We start from the raw sequence: 17,400 nt of genomic DNA, 5'->3' as shown, positions 1-17,400 counted from the left end.
GTCCGCACAGGAATTCCATGGACATTTTTCTGCAACAAATCATCAACGGCCTGGTGCTCGGCAGCATCTATGCCCTGGTGGCCCTCGGCTACACCATGGTGTACGGCATCCTGGGCCTCATCAACTTCGCCCATGGCGAAGTGGTTATGATCGGTGCCCTCACTGCCCTTACCGTGGTCAAGCTGCTGGCCGGCTCCGGCCTGCCGGGCCCGGTCATCGCCCTGATCGGCCTCATGGCCGCCGCCCCGGTGTGCATGGCCATCGGCTACGGCATCGAGAAGATCGCCTACCGGCCCCTGCGCAAGGCGCCCCGGCTGGCCCCCCTGATCACCGCCATCGGCGTCTCCATCGTGCTGCAGAACCTGGCCATGATGGTCTGGGGCCGCAGCTACCATTCCTTCCCCGCCGTGCTGCCGGCCGAGGCCCACGAAGTGCTGGGCGCCACCTTCACCGACCTGCAGGTGATCATCGTCCTGGTGGCCGCCGGCATGATGGCCGGCCTGCTGCTGCTCATCAACCGCACCCGCCTGGGCCGCGCCATGCGCGCCACCGCCGAGAATCCGGCCATCGCCCAGCTGATGGGGGTGAATGTGAACCACATCATCTCCCTCACCTTCGTCATCGGCTCGGCCCTGGCCGCCGTGGCCGGGCTCATGGTCAGTGCCAACTACTCCATCGCCCACTACTACATGGGCTTCATTCTCGGCCTCAAAGCCTTCACCGCCGCGGTGCTGGGCGGCATCGGCAACCTGGCAGGGGCCATGATCGGCGGCATCCTCCTGGGTCTCATCGAATCCCTGGGGGCCGGCTACATCGGCGACATCACCGGGGGCTTCCTCGGTTCCCATTACCAGGACGTGTTCGCCTTCTTCGTCCTGATCCTGGTGCTGGTCTTCCGTCCCTCCGGCCTGGTGGGCGAGAAAGTGGCGGAACGGGCATGAGCTGGAACGACCTCAAGCACGACCGCCGCGTCCTCTGGGCCGGCTACGCCGCCATCGGCATCGTCCTGGCGGTGCTGCCCTTCCTCGTCGGTGCTGGCCTGGGCAATGCCTGGCTGCGTATCCTCAACTTCGCCATGCTCTACATCATGCTGGCCCTGGGGTTGAACATCGTGGTGGGCTTCGCCGGCCTCCTGGACCTGGGTTACATCGCCTTCTATGCGGTGGGGGCCTATCTCTACGCCCTCCTGGCCAGCCCCCATTTCGGCCTGCACTGGCCGGTGTGGGCCATCCTGCCCCTGGGGGCCGTGGTGGCGGGCGGTGCCGGGGCTCTGCTGGGGGCGCCGACCCTGCGCCTGCGGGGTGACTACCTGGCCATCGTCACCCTGGGCTTCGGCGAGATCATCCGCATTTTCATGAACAACCTGAATGCGCCGGTGAACATCACCAACGGGCCCCAGGGCATTTCCAGCATCGATCCCTTCCACGTCGGCGGCGTCACCCTGGCCAAGCCCCTCTCGGTGCTGGGTGTCACGGTGCCTTCCCTGCACGCCTACTACTACCTGTTCCTGCTGCTGGCCCTGGTCATCATCTTCGTCACCATCCGCCTGGAGGATTCCCGCATCGGCCGCGCCTGGGTCGCCATCCGGGAAGACGAGATCGCCGCCAAGGCCTGCGGCATCAACGTGCGCAACATCAAGCTGCTGGCCTTCTCCATGGGCGCCACCTTCGGCGGCGTCGCCGGCGGCCTCTTCGCCAGCTTCCAGGGCTTCGTCAGCCCCGAGTCCTTCGGCCTCATGGAATCCATCATGGTGCTGTGCATGGTGGTGCTGGGGGGCATGGGCCACATTCCCGGCGTCATCCTCGGCGGCATCCTCCTGACCATCCTGCCCGAAGCCTTCCGCCATGCCGCCGTGCCCCTGCAGAAGTACGCCTTCGGCAAGGTGGTGGTGGACCCGGAAAGCCTGCGCATGCTGCTCTTCGGCCTGGCCCTGATCGCCGTCATGCTCTACCGCCCCGCCGGCCTGTGGCCCTCGGCCACGCGCAAGCGGGAACTGCAGGGAGGGAGCAAGTGATGAGCGAGCGTCCCATCCTCCTCGAGGCCAGCGACGTGGCCAAGCACTTCGGCGGGGTCAAGGCCCTGCGCGGCGTCTCCCTGACCATCCGGGAAGGGGAAATCTACGGCCTGATCGGCCCCAACGGCGCCGGCAAGACCACCTTCTTCAACTGCCTCACCGGCCTCTATGTGCCCAACGGCGGGCGCATCGTCTTCGCCGGGGCGGAGCTGGACACCTCGGCTCCTCACAAGGTGGCGGCCCGGGGCATCGCCCGCACCTTCCAGAACATCCGGCTCTTCGCCCACATGACGGCCCTGGAGAATGTCATGGTGGGCCGCCACCAGCGCACCCGGGCCGGCGTCTTCGGCGCCATCTTCCGCACCCCGGGCACCCGGGCGGAGGAGGCGGCCATCCAGCGCCGGGCCGAGGAGCTGCTGCACTACGTGGGCATCGCCGACCGGGCCCACGACCTGGCCAAGCATCTCTCCTACGGCGACCAGCGCCGCCTGGAAATCGCCCGGGCCCTGGCCACCGAGCCCAAGCTGCTGGCCCTGGACGAACCCGCTGCCGGCATGAACGCCTCGGAAACCGGCGAACTGCGCACCCTCATCGAAGGCATCCGCAAGGACGGCATCACCGTGCTGCTGATCGAGCACGACGTGAAGCTGGTGATGGGCCTGTGCGACCGGGTGGCCGTGCTCGATTACGGCGAAAAGATTTGTGAGGACGTGCCCGCCGTGGTGCAGAAGGATCCCCGCGTGATTACCGCTTATCTGGGCGCCGAAGCCCAACCCGCCGGCAGCGAGGTGGCCCATGGCTGAACCCCTGCTCATCGTTGAAGGTCTGCGCATCGCCTACGGTGGCATCCAGGCCGTCAAGGGCATCACCTTCCATGTGGACCCGGGCGAAACCGTGGCCCTCATCGGCGCCAACGGCGCCGGCAAGACCTCCACCCTGAAAGCCCTGGCCCGGCAGCTCGATGCCGCCGGCGGCAGCGTGCGTTACCAGGGGCGCGAAATCTCGGCCCTGGCGCCCCATGAGCTGGTGGGCCAGGGCATCGCCCTGGTGCCCGAAGGCCGGGGCGTATTCGCCCGCCTGACGGTGACCGAGAACCTGGAAATGGGCGCCTACTGCCGCCACGACAAGGCCGAGATCGCCGACGACCTGGAACGCATCTTCGCCCTCCTGCCCCGCCTCAAGGAACGCCACGGCCAGCTGGCCGGCACCCTCTCCGGCGGCGAGCAGCAGATGCTGGCCATGGGCCGGGCCCTGATGAGCCGGCCCAGGCTGCTGTTGCTGGACGAACCTTCCATGGGTTTAGCACCGATCATGGTGCAGAAGGTTTTCGAGGTGGTACAAGAGGTGGCCAGCCAGGGCATGACCATCCTGCTGGTGGAGCAGAACGCCCGCCTGGCCCTGCAGGTGAGCCGCCGCGGCTACGTCATGGAGTCCGGCGACATCACCCTCACCGATGCGGCCGGCACCCTGCTCGACAACCCCCGCGTCAAAGCCGCCTACCTAGGAGAATGACCATGTCCCTGCCGACTGAAGAAGCCCTGCGCACCGTCCTGCGCCAGGTGGTGGATCCGGAGGTCGGGGTGAATATCGTGGACCTGGGCCTGGTCTACGGCATCGACATCGGCGACAACGGCGTCGTGGTGCGCCTGACCATGACCAGCCCGGCCTGCCCCATGGGCGACCTGGTCATGGACGAGGCCCGGGCGGCCCTGGAGCCCCTGGTGCCGGAACCCTACGACCTGGACCTGCAACTGGTGTGGGAGCCGCCCTGGTCGCCGGCCCTGATGAGCCCCAAGGCCAAGGACACCCTGGGCTGGGGCGAGTAGCCATGAACGCCCCCCACCGGGGCGGCCTGCGTCCCCTGCAACGCCTGCCCCTGCTGCTGCTGGCCATGGCCGCCCTTCTGGTCGGCGTCGGCGGCGGCCTGTGGCGCCTGGGCTGGGCCTTTCCCCTGCCCGCCTCCCTGGCGGCCCAGGGCGCCGCCTTCCACGGCCCCCTCATGGTCAGCGCCTTCTTCGGCACCGTCATCGCCCTGGAACGGGCGGTGGCCCTGGCCACCGGCTGGGCCTACCTGGGGCCGGCCCTGGCCGGTGCCGCCGGCCTGGCCCTGCTGCTCGGCGCACCGCCGGCGGTGGCCGGCGGCCTGGCCTGCGGCGCGGCCGCCATCCTGCTGCTGGCCTCCCTGCGGGTGTGGCGGCAGCAGCCCGCCCTGCACAACCTGACCCTGGCCCTGGGCGCCGCTTCCTGGCTGCTGGGCAACGGCCTGTGGCTGGCCGGCTTCCCGGTGCCCCGGGTGGTGATCGCCTGGGTTGCCTTCCTGGCCCTGACCATCGCCGGCGAGCGCCTGGAGCTTTCCCGCTTCCTGCCGCCATCGCCCCTGGCGCAGCGCTTCTTCGCCCTGTTCATGGCCCTGGTGCTGCTGGGGGCGCTGCTGACGCCCCTGCTGCCGGACGCAGGCACGGCACTGGCCGGGCTCGGCCTGCTGGCCCTGGCCCTGTGGCTGTTGAAACAGGACATTGCCCGGCGCACGGTGAAGCAGCAGGGTCTGACCCGCTTCATCGCGGTGTGTCTGTTGTCGGGATATTTCTGGCTGGCCCTGGGTGGCGGCCTGCTGCTCAGCGGCGGCGCCCTCAGCGGCAGCGGGCCCCACTACGACGCAGCCCTGCATGCCCTGCTGGTGGGCTTTGTCTTTTCCATGGTGTTCGGCCACGCGCCGATCATCTTCCCCGCCGTGGCCCGGGTGCAGATTCCCTACCACCCGGTGTTCTACGGGCCCCTGCTGGTGCTGCACGGCAGCTTGGCCCTGCGCCTGCTGGGCGACCTGCTGCCCGAATCGGGGCTGCGGCCCTGGGGCGGCGCCGGCAACGGCCTGGCCCTGCTGCTGTTCGTGCTGACCATGGTGGGCAGCGTGATCAGGGGACGGCGCGCCGCCCCCTGAGTCCGGCCGCTTTCAGTCGGCGTCCAGCTGGCGGATCAGGGCCGGGGTCACCTGGCCGAAGTCCACGATGCGCTTGCCCTTGTGGTCCTTGAGGAATTCTTCCGCATCCAGCCGGTCGGCCTGGGGCACCAGTTCGTGGCCCATGGGACCGAGCACGTCGGAGCCGAGGACGAATAGGGCCTTGCGTGCATCAACGCGGCGCAGGTTGTAGAAGTCGGTCACCAGGATGGCCTCGATGTCGCCGGGGCGGTGGCCCGGGGCGTATTTGGGCAGGTCCTGGAGGAACTTGAACATGTCCTTGGCGCCGTCGAAGAAATGCACATGGCCGTCCTTCCACTGCACCACGGCGACCCAGTTGGGATACTTGGAAACCAGCATGCCGCAGACCGGGCAGGTGTCCCGGGGACCGGGCTTGGCGGGCGGCGCGGCGGCTGCCGCTGCGGCCTGGATACCCATCCAGGCGCAGAGCAGCCAGGCCGCCAGGAGGCGGCGTCCCATCTCAGCCCTTGGCCTGGGCGGCCTTGCGCCGGCGCTCTTCCCGGTTCTTGCGGATCATGGTCACGTCGCTGGCCATGTCCAGATAGGCTTCGCGCAGGGCATCGTTGAAGTTGCCCAGGCTGCCGCCGTACTTGGCCTGGAATTCCTTGGCCACGCTGGGGCTGGCGAAGGAATGCTTGCTGCGCTTGGTCATGGCGTGCTTGAGGTCGGCACCGATGAGATAGACCAGATTGTCCACCGGCACCAGGGGCCGGGGTTCGGCGGTGGAGCCGTAGTCGGGGCCCCAGATCTGCTTCGGTTCCCGGTCGATGTTGAGGCCCAGGCTGAGGCTCAGACAGTGGATGGAGCAGACGCCGTCGGCCAGGTCGTCGCTGTACTGCACCAGCATGCGGGCCTTGTGGTGTTCCTTGCGGTCCATGCCGCAGTAGGGACACTTGGGATACTTCTCGAATTCCTTGTCCAGCGGATTGGCATCGGCCCCCGTCTTGGGAATGAACTGCTGGGGCGTGCGGTCCGTGTCGCAGGCGGCAGCCTGGGTGGTGCCGGTGGTGGCGGCGAGCCCGGCGCCGGCGGCCAGGGACAGCTTCAATAGTTGGCGACGATCCATTTCTTATCTCCCTTGCTGAAAAACAGACCCCGAATATAAGCGTTGGCGAAAGTGCCGGAGTGCGGCAAATTGCCGCGCCCTGCCTGGCTCTGCGGGCGGCAGTGCGACCCTATGTCGCATTTGTGCGGGGCGGGGCGTGCTCTAGCATGGCGAGCTTCTCCGTATGCCCTAATGGATAGCCACCCATGCTCGGTGGTGAAGCGCTCGCCCATCTCTACCTGCAGCACGTTGCCGAACTGCGCCATTACCTGGCCCAGCGGGTGGCCTGCCGGGAAGTCGCCCGGGAACTGGCCCAGGAAACCTTCCTGCGCATGATGCTGAGCGACGGCAAGGACGCCATCCGCAATCCCCGGGCCTTCCTTTACCGCATCGCCGCCAACCTGGCGGTGGACCACTACCGGGCCGAGGCCGGTCGCCCCCGGGAAATCCTGCCCCTGGAAGACTGCGCCGAACAGGCCTGCCCCCGCCCCGGTCCGGAGCAGGTGGCCAGCGCCCGGCAGACCCTGGCCCGCCTGGCGGCGGCGGTGGAACAGCTGCCGCCCCGCTGCCGCGAGGTGTTCCTGCGCCACAAGTTCGACGGCTGCCGCCAGGCCGACCTGGCCCGGGAATACGGCATCAGCGTCAATGCCATCGAAAAACACCTGATCCGGGCCCTGGTGCAGCTGCGCCTGTGCCTGCACTGACCATGTCCGCCTGCGGCACGCCCCCTGAAGACCAGCCCCTGCCGGCGGTGCTGGAGCAGGCGGCGGGCTGGCTGCTGCGCCTGCAGCGGCCGGAATGTTCCGCTGCCGAGCAGCGCCGCTTCGAGGCCTGGCTGGCCGCCGACCCCCGCCATTCCCGGGAGTACGCCCGCTTCCAGGAACTGTGGCGCCAGCTCGACGGCCTCAAGCCCCGCAGCCGGCGCCAGTCCCTGGCCGCCGGGCTGGCCGGCCTCGCCTGTTGCGGCGCCCTGCTCGGCCTGCCGGCCATGGACCGCCAGGAGTGCCTGCAGACCGCGGTGGGCGAAATGCGCAGCGAACTGCTGGCGGACGGCAGCCGGCTCGACCTCAACGCCGACACCGTCCTGCGCATCCAGTATTCGCAGCACCAGCGTCGCCTCTTCCTGGAGCGGGGCGAGGCCCGCTTCGTCGTCGCCGCCGATGCCCGGCCCTTCTCGGTCCAGGCCGGCGCCGCCACCCTGCGGGACATCGGCACCACCTTCGCCGTCAGCCGGGAGCGCCAGTCCCTCGCGGTACGGGTGCTGGAAGGCCGGGTGGAAGCCCATCTTGGCGCCGCCCCCGTGGCCATCGGGGGCGGCCAGCAATGGCAGCACGGGCCCCAGGGCAGCAGCGAAGTACAGCCGGTGGCGCCGGGGCAGGTGGCGCCCTGGCTCGACGGCCGCTGGGTTTTCCAGGCCACGCCCCTGGCCCAGGCCCTGGCGCAGGTCAATCGCCAGCACGAGCGTCCGGTGCTGCTGCAGGACCCCTCCCTGGCGGAACTGCGCATCAGCGGCAGCTTCCGCATGGCGGACCGGGAAGGCCTGCTCGACGCCCTGTTGCTGCTCTATCCCCTGGCCCGGGAAGAAGGCCAGGACCGCACCTACCTGCTACGCCGCGGCGGTGCCGAATAAAAAAATTTGCCCACCCGTGTCAGGGTTTTCATTGCGCCAACGTCTCACTCCCCATGCCGGCAAAAAGCCGGAGTCTCAGTGAGTGAAAGGCGAGCAATGAAAAAAATGATGGGGATGGTGGCGCTGGTGACGGCAGCCGTGGCGGGGAACTCATGGGCCCAGGGGGCGCGCACGCTGGACCTGGCGCCCCAGCCCCTGGCCGAGGCCCTGCAGGGCCTGGCCGGGCAGACGGGCATCCAGATCCTGTTCGATGCGGCGGAACTGCAGAGCGCCCGCAGCCGGGGCCTGCAGGGCAGCCTGACGCCGGAAGCGGCGCTGCAGAAGCTGCTGCAGGACACGGACTTCGTCTTCCACAGCACCGCCCCGGGGAGCTACGTGATCCAGCGGCGCAGCCGCTCGGGCAATGTGCTGCCGGAGGTGCTGGTGCACGGCCAGCGCCTGCGGGCCGAAACCGAAGGCAGCGGCACCTATGCGGCCGCCGCCGCCACCGTGGCCGGCAAGGTGGCCCTGACGCCGCGGGAGATTCCCCAGTCGGTGTCCGTCCTCACCCGGCAGCAGATGGACGACCAGGGCATGGTCACCATGGTGGATGCCCTGCAGCAGGTGACCGGGGTCAATGTCATCGCCAATGACACCACCCAGTCCCAGTACCTGTCCCGGGGCTTCAGCCTGGGCGTGATGCAGGATGGGGTGTCTTCCCACTCGGGCCTGACGGCGGTGCACCAGTTCGACCTGGCCCTGTACGACCGGGTCGAGGTGCTGCGCGGTCCGGCCGGCATCCTGCAGGGAACCAGCGAACCCGGCGGGGTGGTGAATCTGGTGAAGAAGCGCCCCCGGGATACCTTCGCCGCCGCCGTCACGGCCTCCACCGGCTCCTGGAACAACAACCGGGTCGAGGGCGACATCACGGCGCCCCTCAACGCGGAGCGCAGCCTGCGGGGCCGGCTGGTGGTCAGCGACGAGGATCGCCAGTACTACTACGACCGGGCCCGCACCAACAAGTGGCTGGCCTTCGGCGCCCTGGAATACGATCTCTCCCCCGCCACCACCCTGTCCCTCTCCTTTGCCGCCCAGGACAGCCGCAGCAAGGCGCCTTCCTCCGGCCTGCCCAAATACAAGGACGGCAATTTCCTCAAGGTGGACCGTTCCACCAACGTGGTGCCGGATTGGGTGGTCTACAGCTACTACACCGAGGAAACCTCGGCCAGCGTCGAGCATCGCTTCGCCAACAAATGGGTGGCCAAGGCGTCCTACAGCCACCGCACCCAGAATTCCTTCTCCAAGGATGCCTGGCCCAGTTCCGGGGTGAACCGGGCCACCGGCACCGTGGATGCCTACAACCGCAGCCAATACACCAGCGACGACCGGCGGGATGGCCTGGATGCCTTCATCAATGGTCCCTTCGACCTCTTCGGCCGGACCCACAACCTGCTGCTGGGGGTCAATGCGGAGGTCTACAACAGCCGCAGCAAGAGCGGCAGTGCGTCCACCGTGGCCAACGTTTCCCTGGCCGATGCCGCGTCGTTGCCGGAGCCTTCCTTTACCTACACCTCCGGCAGCGAAAGCGAGCGGGCCCAGTCCGGCGTCTATTCCCAGCTGCGCCTCAGCCTGGCGGACCCGGTGACCCTGGTGCTGGGCGGCCGGGCCACCAACTTCAAGGCCAAGAGCCGTAACGTTTCCCCGTCCACCCAATCCGCCTGGCGTGACGGTGCCCAGGCCAATAACCAGTTCACGCCCTACGGCGGCCTGATCGTGGATGTGACCCGGCAGATTTCCCTCTACGGCAGCTACGCGGACATCTTCGTGCCCCAGACGCAGCTGAAAGCCGACGGCAACGCCCTGGATCCCCGGGTCGGCAAGCAGTATGAGGTCGGCAGCAAGGGTGAGTTCTTTGACGGCCGCCTCAATGCTTCCCTGGCCTTCTTCAACATCCGGGACAAGAACCGGGCTTACCGGGACCCGGCCTACCCTGCCGCCTCGACGCCCTATTACCTGAACGCCGGGGAAATCGAGAGCAAGGGCTGGGAAGCCGAAGTCAGCGGCAGCCCCATGGCCGGCCTGGAGCTGATGGCGGGCTATACCCGCCTGGAAACCCGCTACCTGTCGGACCGGACCCTGCAAGGCAAGGAGTACTCCATCCAGTCGCCGCGGGACAGCCTCAAGCTGTGGGCCAACTACCGCTTCAACCAGGACAGCCTGCGGGGTCTCAACCTGGGGCTGGGCACCATCGTCAGCAGCGGCGCCGGCAGTTCCCGCGGCAACCGCAATGTGGAGACCCAGGGCGGCTACGCCGTGGTCAATGCCCTGGTGGGCTACCAGATCGACAAGAACTACACGGTCAGCCTGGCCGCCAACAATCTCTTTGACCGGAACTACTACGCCACGGTGGGCACCTTCACCGCCTACAACTTCTACGGCGAGCCGCGCAACCTGATGCTGACCTTCCGCGCCCGCTACTGAGCAACCCCGGGATCGGGCAGCCGTCCCGGTCCTTCTGCCTGGAGGAATGCATATGGATCGCCGTACCCTTTTCAAAGGACTTCTGGCGCTGACGGTGGTGGGGCAGGCCGAGGCGGCCGAGCCCGCTGCCGAGCCCGGCGCCGACCCGGCGCCCCTGGACCACGAGCTGGAAAAGTATCCCCGCTGCGTCGTCTGCAACATGGACCGGCGTCGCTTCCATTACGCCCGTCACCTGACCCATTACGCCGACGATCACGTGGACGGCACCTGCTCCCTGGAATGCACGGCCGAGATGATGCTGCGGGAGCGGCGGCGGGGCTTCAAGGCCATCTACGGGCCCGATTACGGCGCCGACGGCGAGCCCAAGCCCCTGGTGGATGTCGCCGCCGCCACCTATCTGCTGGGCAGTCGCCTGCCGGGCACCATGACCCGGCGCAGCAAGTACGTCTTTGCCGATCCGGTGGCGGCCCAGCGTGTGCGCCAGGAGCAGGGCGGCGAGCTGGCCACCTTCGACGAGGCCCTGGCTGCATCCATGGCGGAGAAAGCGGAGCAGCTGGGCCGCCGCTACCGCAACGACCAGGAGCGGCTGCGTCGCAAGAAGGACGGCGCCGCCGGCTGAGGCGCGCCGTTCAGGGTTCCAGCAGTACCAGCCGGGAGCCGGCCATCATGCCGGCGGCCAGGCACAGCAGCAGGCCGAAGCCCCAGGCCGCCACCGTCGCCAGGCGGCGCGAGGCGGCCGGGGCGATCTGCTCCAGGCCCCGCACCCGGCACACCAGTTGCAGCACGCCGCTGCCCATGCCGGCTGCCGTGGCGGCGAACAGGGGCAGGTAGAGGGCGTAGCCCTGGTAGTCGTACTCGGGCTTGAGGATGCAGAAGGGGCAGTGGTGGTGAGGGTGCTCGTAGAGGTAGAGCGAGAGGAAGGAAACGATGCCGCTGATGCCGCCGACGAAGGCGGCGCCGCTGCTGAGCCCGGCCAGGAGGCCGAGGCGGCCGCTCCAGGCGTGCCAGGCGGTGAGCAGGGCGGCCAGGCCGAGGCTGCCGTAGAACCACAGCATGGCCGGCAGGGGCGCCAGTCCCGCCATTTCCCCGGCGACGCCATGGTTGCTGTCGCCGGAGAAGAGGCTGCCGCAGCAGGAGGTGATGATGTCCGCCTTGAGACCGCGGAAATAGGACCATTGCAGCCAGGCCGAGAGGGCCAGCAGGGGCGTCAGGCCCAGCAGCAGGGCGTACTTGAGGCGCACCAGGGGGTAGTTGCGGGCCCGGGTGTCCACGTGGTTCAGCACCAGCCACAGGGCGGCGAGGAAGAACAGGACCACCTGCAGCAGCAGGGCGGGAAAGCCCCGAGCATCCGCATTGAGGGCGCCGACGGCGCACATGGCACCGACGAACATGGCGGAGAGCCGGTCGGCGGTGAATACGAAGAGCAGCAGGGCCAGCAGCTGGCTGGCGCAGACGAAGGCGGCCAGGGTGGAAAAGAGGTAGGTGCGCCGCTCCAGTTGCAGCTGCAGTTCGCTGCCGCTGCCCAGGTCCCAGCAGCGCAGGATCTGCCAGGCGAAGGGGGCGGCCGCCGCCACCATCACCAGGGACAGGGTGGCCGCCAGGAGCAGGGCGATGACCGAGGGCTGGAAGAGCATGGCTCAATCCCCGCAGAGGCGGCCGTCGCGCAGGCCCACCACCCGGTGTACCGCGCTGGACTTGATCACCAGGGGATCATGGCTGGTCAGCAGCACCGTGCGGCCCTCGCCGCTGAGCTCCTCGAGGATGGCGAGAAACTGCTTGGACAGGGTGGTGTCCAGATTGGCCGTGGGCTCGTCGGCGATGATGACTTCGGGGTCGTTGATCAGGGCCCGGGCGATGGCCACCCGCTGCTGCTCGCCGCCGGACAGCCACTCCACCCGGGCATGGCGGCGGTGGCCCAGCTGCAGGCGCGCCAACAGGGTCTCGGCCCGCTGCAGCAGTTCTGCGTGGGGCTTGCCCTCCGGGTAGGCCGGCAGCATCACGTTGTCCAGGGCCGAGAGGCCACGGATCAGGTTGAACTGCTGAAAGACGAAGCCGAAGGTGCGGCGGCGGATTTCCGTGAGGAAGCGCTCCGGCAGGCCGGAAATGTCTTCCCCGTGCAGGCGCACCCGGCCCCGGGTGGGGCGGGCCAGGCAGCCGACGATGGTCAGCAGGCTGGTCTTGCCCGAGCCGCTGGGGCCCTGGAAAGCGGTGACGCGCCGGGCCTCCAGTTCCAGGTCGATGCCGGAGAGGGCCCAGTATTCGTTGTGCTGGCCCTGGTTGAAGGCCTTGTGGATGTCGGTGAGCTGGATCATGGCAGGTCCCCCGGTCAGCCGCGCATGGCCGCGTCGGGATCGATGATGGCGGCGCGCCAGATGGGCACCAGCACGGCGGCGGTGTAGGGCACCACGGTGAAGAAGAAGAGGGTGAACAGCTGCAGGCCGTCCAGCTGGGGTACCAGGGTGAAGCGGGGATAAAGCACCGCCCAGCCCTTCAGCACCGGCTCGAAGAGGCGGGCGCCGAAGTGGAAGACATGGACATAGGCCCCCACCAGGCCGAGGAGGAAGGCGCTGAAGGAAATCAGCAGGCCTTCCCACAGCTTCATGCGCAGCACGTCCCCGGTCTCCCAGCCGATGGCCTTGAGGATGCCGATCTCCCGCCGCTCGTCGGCGGAAAGGCCGGACGCCTTCTCCCAGGCCAGGATGGCAAAGGCCAGCAGGGCCGCCGCCAGCAGGGCCAGGGCGATGCCCTCGCGCCAGTCCAGCAGGCTGGCGTAGGTGCGGCGCATCTCCTCGCGCAGGATGGGGCGGGCGTCGGGCAGGGCGGCGCTGAGCTTGGCCGCCACGTTGCGCACCTCCTTGGGATTGGCCACCGACAGGGCGATGTCCGTGTAGTGGCCGGCCGGGTAGTCGAAGAAGGCGCGGAAATCGGCCTCGCCGAGCAGCACCAGGTCGGCGCTGATGAGTTCGCTGCTGGCCGGCAGCACCTCGTCCACGGTGAAGGTGAACAGCTTGCCGCCGTAGGAGCGCAGGGACAGGGGCTGGCCCGCCTGCAGGCCCCGCTCCCGGGCCAGGGTGGCGCCCAGGCGCAGATGGCCCGGCGCCGGCGCATCTGCGGCCGGCACCAGCAGGGTGTAGTTGGCCTTGCTCACCGGATCGTAGTAGTAGCCCCACAGGCGCCCCTGCTGGTGCTGCACGCCGCGGATGCGGCCGATCTTCTCCAGGTAGCCCGGCGGGATCAGGTCGTGGCGCCCCGCCACCAGGCGCTGCAGGATCACCTCCGGCGAGTCGGCCAGCACCGCCGCCGCTTCCTGGCGCAGGGCCTGGCCGAAGAGGGAGACCGAGGCCAGCATGAACACCAGCAGGGCATAGACCGCCAGCAGGCCCAGGTTGCGGGCCTTGCGCCGGGCCAGGGCGGCCAGGGTGTAGTCAATCAGGTAGCGTTGTTTCTCGATCCAGGGGCGCATAGTGGGGCAGACGGGCGGGGGGCGGCGGCACGACGGAGCCGGAGGGGAAGTGGTCCAGGGCCAGGGGATGGTCCTGGAACGGCGAATGGAGATCGGCCAGGGACAGGTGCCGGGTGTAGCGGGCCTCGGTGAACAGGGCCAGGTCGCTCAGGCCCAGCTGCTGCACCAGGGCGGCCCGTGCGGCCTGCTCCTGCTGCCGCGGCGGCGCCAGGCGGCGGGCGTCGGCCAGCATGGCCAGGAACAGCAACAGCAGCACGGCCAGGAAGGCGCCGAAGCGGGCCGAGGGGCGCCGCGTCACAACAGGCTCCGGATGGCGGCCACCATCTCCTGGGGCGAGGCGCCGGCGGGCAGGGTGGCGGCCAGGCGGCCGCTGCCGTCGAGCAGGTAGCTGCTGCCGCTGTGGTCCACGAAGTAGCTGCCGTCGGGGCGTGGCGCCTGCTTTTCGAAGCCGGTGCCGAGCGCCTTGGCCAGGGCGATGGTCTGCTCCGGCGTGGCGCTGGCCCCCACCAGCAGGGGGTGGAAGAAGGCCGTATAGCCTTGCAGGGCGGCGGGCGTGTCCCGCTCCGGGTCCACCGTCACCAGGACCAGGCGCACCCGCTCCCGTTCCGCCGGGGTCAGGCCGTTGAGGGCCTGGGCGCCGGTGGCCAGGGCCGTGGGCGAAAGATCGGGACAGTTGGTGTAGCCGAAGAAAAGCAGGCGCACCTGGGCGTCGGCGGCGGGGCCGTCGAGGGGGCCGGCGGCAGTCTGCAGATGAAATTCGACGGGCGCGCCCGTACCCCGGGGTTCGGCGGCGGGCTGGCAGGCGCCCAGCAGGAACAGCAGGGCGAGAAACGGAAGGATGCGCACGGGCTGGGACGAATGGGCGACCGGCGGTCACCGAGCTTGGTCAAGGCGCCATGGTAATGAAGGCGCTCCTGGCGGTGCTGCGACAAATTGACGCAGTACCCGGCGCCGGGCCGCGTTACACGGCGTTACGGGGAGTTACCGTTCACCTGCAAACCGGAAGTTGGTGGTTGGCGTTATTGCCCTCAAGGGAGCGAAATGGTTTCGCGACCGGAAGGACAAGCCAAATTTCAGGAGATAGAGAAATGACCAAGAACCTCATCGCTGTTGCCCTCTTCGCTGCTTTCGGTACCGCTTTCGCCCAGGCTCCCGCCACGCCGGCCACCCCCGCCACTCCTGCGGCGCCTGCTGCCGCACCGGCCAAGGCCGCGGTGGAAGCACCGAAGGCCGAAGTGAAGGCGGAAGCGAAGGCCGAGGCCAAGCCGGCCGTGAAGCACGGCCACAAGAAGGTGGAGAAGAAGGCCGAGCAGGCCGGCGAGAAGGCTGAAAAGGCCGAGGCCGCCAAGCCCGAAGCGAAGCCTGCCGAACCCGCCAAGAAGTAAGCGCTGCGCTGCCCCGGGGCAGCCACGAATGACCCGTTGCACGAGGGCGCCCGATCCTGCGATCCGGCGCCCTTTTCTTTTGTCCGCCCGCCATCGCGATGACGACATCAATGTACAAAGGGTACGACTTTGTAATAATGACGCCTGCGCTTGACCGGGCCACGGCAACCATGGGCCCCGTCTGTCGCCGGCCGCGGCCCCATTCCAACACAACCAGCAGGGGCTGGCGGCATCGCCTGTATGTAGCCTCCCGCACTGCCCGAGGCCGACTACACAAGAACCGAGCAGTACCAATAACGGGCACCCGGGGGCCGAATGACATCGCAGCTGTCGCGCCGCGCGAGAATCTGGATCTATTCGATCAGGGACGCCTTCGTCTCCCTGATTCCCCTGACCCTGTTCGGGGTGCTGGCGGTGCTGGCGCGCAACTTTCCCCTGCCCGCCTTCCAGCAATTCCTGCTGGGCGGCAGCGGCCAGGCCTTCTCCGGCATCCTCGACCTCATCATCGGCGGCACCCACGGCGTCTTCGGCCTCTCCCTGGCGGTCGTGGTGGCCATCCACCTGCGCCAGCGTCTGCCTGTCGGCCAGCCGTTGGACGACGGGCCGTCGATCATGGCGGTGGGCCTGTCGAGCCTGATCAATTTCATGCTCGCCACCCTGGCCATTTTCCAGCACCACGGCGGCCTCGGCTACGACCTGATGCTGGTGGGCATCGGCGTCGGCCTCTTCTCCGCCGAGTTCATGCGCTGGGCCGCCCGCCGCTCCTGGCTGACCCTCATCAGCGCCACCCGGGATGCGGACCTGGCGGTGCACAATGCCCTGCGCCTGAGCGTGCCGACCGCCGTGTCCGGCCTGATCGTGCTGGCCGTGGCCAGCTTCCTGGCCGCCCTGCCGACGCCCCAGGCCCTCTTCGACGGCGTCGCCGCAGGCGCCCGGGAGAGCGCCCACGGCCACTATCTGGCCATCACCTTCGTCACCCTGGTGAACCAGCTGTTCTGGTTCGTCGGCATCCACGGCGGCCACATCCTGGACACCTTCGGCCTCGATCTCTTCGTCGCCGTGCCGAACCTGCCCGGCGGCTACCTGGTGAATCGCTCCCTCTTCGACGCCTTTGTCCTGATGGGCGGGTCGGGCGCCACCCTGGGCCTGCTGGTGGCCATCTACCTGCAGTCGCGCAGCGGCTCCCTGCTCAAGGTGGCCCGGGTGGCGACCCTGCCGGCCATGTTCAACATCAATGAAATGGTGCTGTTCGGCCTGCCCGTGGTGCTGTCGCCCCTCTACCTGCTGCCCTTCGTCCTGACGCCGGTGCTGCTGGCCCTGCTGGCCGTGGCCGCCGTCAGCTCCGGCTGGCTGCAGCTGCTGCCGGTCAGCATTCCGTGGACCACTCCGCCCTTCCTCTCCGGCTGGCTGCTGACCGGTTCCATCAAGGGCGTATTGCTGCAGGCGCTGGGGCTGCTGCTCAGCATCGGCATTTACTGGCCCTTCGTGCGGCGGGCGGAGGCCCGGCGCCTGGCACGGGAAGACCGGCTCTTCCGGCGGGCGGCGGAAGTGGTGCTGGGCAACCGGCCGAGCAAGACATCCACCATCCGGCGCCTGGACGAAGTGGGCAGCATCAGCCGGCGGGTGCTGGGTCTGCTGCGGGAGGATGTGCGCCATGACCGGCTGTTGCTGCACTACCAGCCCAAGCACGACTGCCGTGACCGCCTGCTCGGCTTCGAGGCCCTGGTACGCTGGCCCCAGGCGCCCCACCCCTCCGTCTCCCCGGCCATGGCGGTGATCCTGGCGGAGGAGGGGCGGCTGATCAACGAACTGGGCCTGTGGGTCTTCCGCCATGCCCTGGCCTTCAAGGCGCGCCTCAACCAGAGCGGCTTTGCCGGCTTGAGCCTGGCCATCAACGTGTCGCCCCTGCAGTTGGCCCACGGCGATTTCGCCGAGCGCATCGCCCGCCTCATGGCCGAGACGCCGGTGCAGCCGGCGGAGATTGAAATCGAAATCACCGAATCCCAGGTCATGCCCGACGATCCGGTGATCGACAGCAACATCCAGGCCCTGGGGCGCATGGGCTTCAAGCTGGCCATGGACGACTTCGGTATGGGCCACACTTCCCTGCTGCACCTGCGGCGCTTCGCCATCGACGTCATCAAGATCGACGGTTCCCTGACCCGGGATGTGCTGCACAGCGCCACCAATGGCGACATCATCCGGGCCATCGCGGCCCTGGGCCAGGCGCGGGACATCGCCATCATCGCCGAATTTGTCGAAACGGCGGCGCAGAAGCAGGCCCTGGCCAATCTGGGCTGCCATGTCTTCCAGGGCTATTACTACAGCCCGCCCCTGGCGGAGGCGGATTGCCTGGCCTATTGCCGGCGGCAGCCGGACGAGGCGGAGGTCGGCGCCGCCTGAGTCGGGGAGGGAAATGGGGACGG

General features: G+C 68.6%; 19 protein-coding genes. 12 read left to right on the top strand and 7 right to left on the bottom strand.

Annotation, left to right across the window (positions count from 1 at the left end; all coding sequences use genetic code 11):
- The first annotated feature begins 17 nt into the window (after nucleotides 1-17).
- The 6 genes from AC3QLZ_RS10020 to AC3QLZ_RS09995 are packed head-to-tail and all read left to right on the top strand — an operon-like array spanning nucleotide 18 to nucleotide 4,952.
- Nucleotides 18-941, top strand: coding sequence for a branched-chain amino acid ABC transporter permease (locus AC3QLZ_RS10020; protein ID WP_014235740.1), 924 nt, complete (start codon nucleotides 18-20; stop codon nucleotides 939-941).
- The gene (locus AC3QLZ_RS10015) at nucleotides 938-2,014 is read left to right on the top strand and encodes an ABC transporter permease subunit (RefSeq protein WP_014235739.1); all 1,077 of its coding nucleotides are present in this window, start codon (nucleotides 938-940) and stop codon (nucleotides 2,012-2,014) included. Before AC3QLZ_RS10020 ends, AC3QLZ_RS10015 begins: the two co-directional genes overlap by 4 nt.
- The gene (locus AC3QLZ_RS10010; RefSeq protein ID WP_014235738.1) at nucleotides 2,014-2,817 is read left to right on the top strand and encodes an ABC transporter ATP-binding protein; all 804 of its coding nucleotides are present in this window, start codon (nucleotides 2,014-2,016) and stop codon (nucleotides 2,815-2,817) included. The genes AC3QLZ_RS10015 and AC3QLZ_RS10010 overlap by 1 nt, the downstream gene beginning before the upstream one ends.
- On the top strand, nucleotides 2,810-3,526 hold the full coding sequence (locus AC3QLZ_RS10005) for an ABC transporter ATP-binding protein (protein WP_014235737.1): 717 nt from the start codon (nucleotides 2,810-2,812) through the stop codon (nucleotides 3,524-3,526). The genes AC3QLZ_RS10010 and AC3QLZ_RS10005 overlap by 8 nt, the downstream gene beginning before the upstream one ends.
- A gap of 2 nt (nucleotides 3,527-3,528) precedes the next feature.
- The gene (locus AC3QLZ_RS10000; RefSeq protein ID WP_014235736.1) at nucleotides 3,529-3,840 is read left to right on the top strand and encodes a metal-sulfur cluster assembly factor; all 312 of its coding nucleotides are present in this window, start codon (nucleotides 3,529-3,531) and stop codon (nucleotides 3,838-3,840) included.
- Between the two features lie 2 nt (nucleotides 3,841-3,842).
- The gene (locus AC3QLZ_RS09995; RefSeq protein WP_014235735.1) at nucleotides 3,843-4,952 is read left to right on the top strand and encodes a DUF8744 domain-containing protein; all 1,110 of its coding nucleotides are present in this window, start codon (nucleotides 3,843-3,845) and stop codon (nucleotides 4,950-4,952) included.
- A 12-nt stretch (nucleotides 4,953-4,964) separates the two neighbouring features.
- Here AC3QLZ_RS09995 and AC3QLZ_RS09990 read toward each other — a convergent pair whose 3' ends face one another.
- Both AC3QLZ_RS09990 and AC3QLZ_RS09985 read right to left on the bottom strand, forming a co-directional pair.
- Entirely contained in the window at nucleotides 4,965-5,450 is a 486-nt protein-coding gene (locus tag AC3QLZ_RS09990; protein ID WP_014235734.1) for a nitrous oxide reductase accessory protein NosL, read from the bottom strand.
- 1 nt (nucleotide 5,451) lies between these two features.
- On the bottom strand, nucleotides 5,452-6,057 hold the full coding sequence (locus AC3QLZ_RS09985) for a nitrous oxide reductase accessory protein NosL (protein ID WP_014235733.1): 606 nt from the start codon (nucleotides 6,055-6,057) through the stop codon (nucleotides 5,452-5,454).
- Between the two features lie 185 nt (nucleotides 6,058-6,242).
- Here AC3QLZ_RS09985 and AC3QLZ_RS09980 point away from each other — a divergent pair, with 185 nt between their 5' ends.
- From AC3QLZ_RS09980 to AC3QLZ_RS09965, 4 genes are all read left to right on the top strand, one after another.
- The gene (locus AC3QLZ_RS09980; RefSeq protein ID WP_014235732.1) at nucleotides 6,243-6,740 is read left to right on the top strand and encodes an RNA polymerase sigma factor; all 498 of its coding nucleotides are present in this window, start codon (nucleotides 6,243-6,245) and stop codon (nucleotides 6,738-6,740) included.
- Complete coding sequence (locus AC3QLZ_RS09975) at nucleotides 6,728-7,666, top strand: FecR family protein (protein ID WP_157870569.1); 939 nt, start codon at nucleotides 6,728-6,730, stop codon at nucleotides 7,664-7,666. Before AC3QLZ_RS09980 ends, AC3QLZ_RS09975 begins: the two co-directional genes overlap by 13 nt.
- Before the next feature lie 96 nt (nucleotides 7,667-7,762).
- Nucleotides 7,763-10,126 (top strand): TonB-dependent siderophore receptor, encoded by a 2,364-nt coding sequence (locus AC3QLZ_RS09970; protein WP_014235730.1) that lies wholly within the window; start codon nucleotides 7,763-7,765, stop codon nucleotides 10,124-10,126.
- A 52-nt stretch (nucleotides 10,127-10,178) separates the two neighbouring features.
- Nucleotides 10,179-10,745 (top strand): nitrous oxide reductase accessory protein NosL, encoded by a 567-nt coding sequence (locus AC3QLZ_RS09965; protein ID WP_014235729.1) that lies wholly within the window; start codon nucleotides 10,179-10,181, stop codon nucleotides 10,743-10,745.
- Nucleotides 10,746-10,755: 10 nt separating this feature from the next.
- Here the strand turns inward: AC3QLZ_RS09965 and AC3QLZ_RS09960 are convergent, their stop codons facing one another.
- Genes AC3QLZ_RS09960 through AC3QLZ_RS09940 form a run of 5 tightly spaced genes read right to left on the bottom strand, consistent with a single transcriptional unit; the run spans nucleotide 10,756 to nucleotide 14,435 of the window.
- Nucleotides 10,756-11,760 (bottom strand): hypothetical protein, encoded by a 1,005-nt coding sequence (locus AC3QLZ_RS09960; RefSeq protein WP_014235728.1) that lies wholly within the window; start codon nucleotides 11,758-11,760, stop codon nucleotides 10,756-10,758.
- Nucleotides 11,761-11,763: 3 nt separating this feature from the next.
- Nucleotides 11,764-12,438 (bottom strand): ABC transporter ATP-binding protein, encoded by a 675-nt coding sequence (locus AC3QLZ_RS09955; RefSeq protein ID WP_014235727.1) that lies wholly within the window; start codon nucleotides 12,436-12,438, stop codon nucleotides 11,764-11,766.
- Between the two features lie 14 nt (nucleotides 12,439-12,452).
- Nucleotides 12,453-13,589, bottom strand: a complete 1,137-nt coding sequence (locus tag AC3QLZ_RS09950; protein WP_014235726.1) for an ABC transporter permease — start codon at nucleotides 13,587-13,589, stop codon at nucleotides 12,453-12,455.
- A complete protein-coding gene (locus tag AC3QLZ_RS09945; protein ID WP_014235725.1) occupies nucleotides 13,552-13,887 on the bottom strand; it encodes a hypothetical protein in 336 nt (111 codons plus the stop codon). Before AC3QLZ_RS09945 ends, AC3QLZ_RS09950 begins: the two co-directional genes overlap by 38 nt.
- Nucleotides 13,884-14,435, bottom strand: coding sequence for an SCO family protein (locus AC3QLZ_RS09940; protein ID WP_014235724.1), 552 nt, complete (start codon nucleotides 14,433-14,435; stop codon nucleotides 13,884-13,886). Before AC3QLZ_RS09940 ends, AC3QLZ_RS09945 begins: the two co-directional genes overlap by 4 nt.
- A 242-nt stretch (nucleotides 14,436-14,677) precedes the next feature.
- On the opposite strand from AC3QLZ_RS09940, the gene AC3QLZ_RS09935 reads away from it, so the two are divergent.
- A complete protein-coding gene (locus AC3QLZ_RS09935; RefSeq protein ID WP_014235723.1) occupies nucleotides 14,678-14,974 on the top strand; it encodes a hypothetical protein in 297 nt (98 codons plus the stop codon).
- A gap of 315 nt (nucleotides 14,975-15,289) precedes the next feature.
- Nucleotides 15,290-17,377, top strand: coding sequence for an EAL domain-containing protein (locus tag AC3QLZ_RS09930; RefSeq protein WP_014235722.1), 2,088 nt, complete (start codon nucleotides 15,290-15,292; stop codon nucleotides 17,375-17,377).
- Nucleotides 17,378-17,400 lie beyond the last annotated feature (23 nt).

This window comes from Azospira sp. MPR-LB4, from assembly GCF_058809525.1.
The sequence above is the reverse complement of the archived record's forward strand: the minus strand, read 5'-3'. Positions and strand labels throughout refer to the sequence as shown.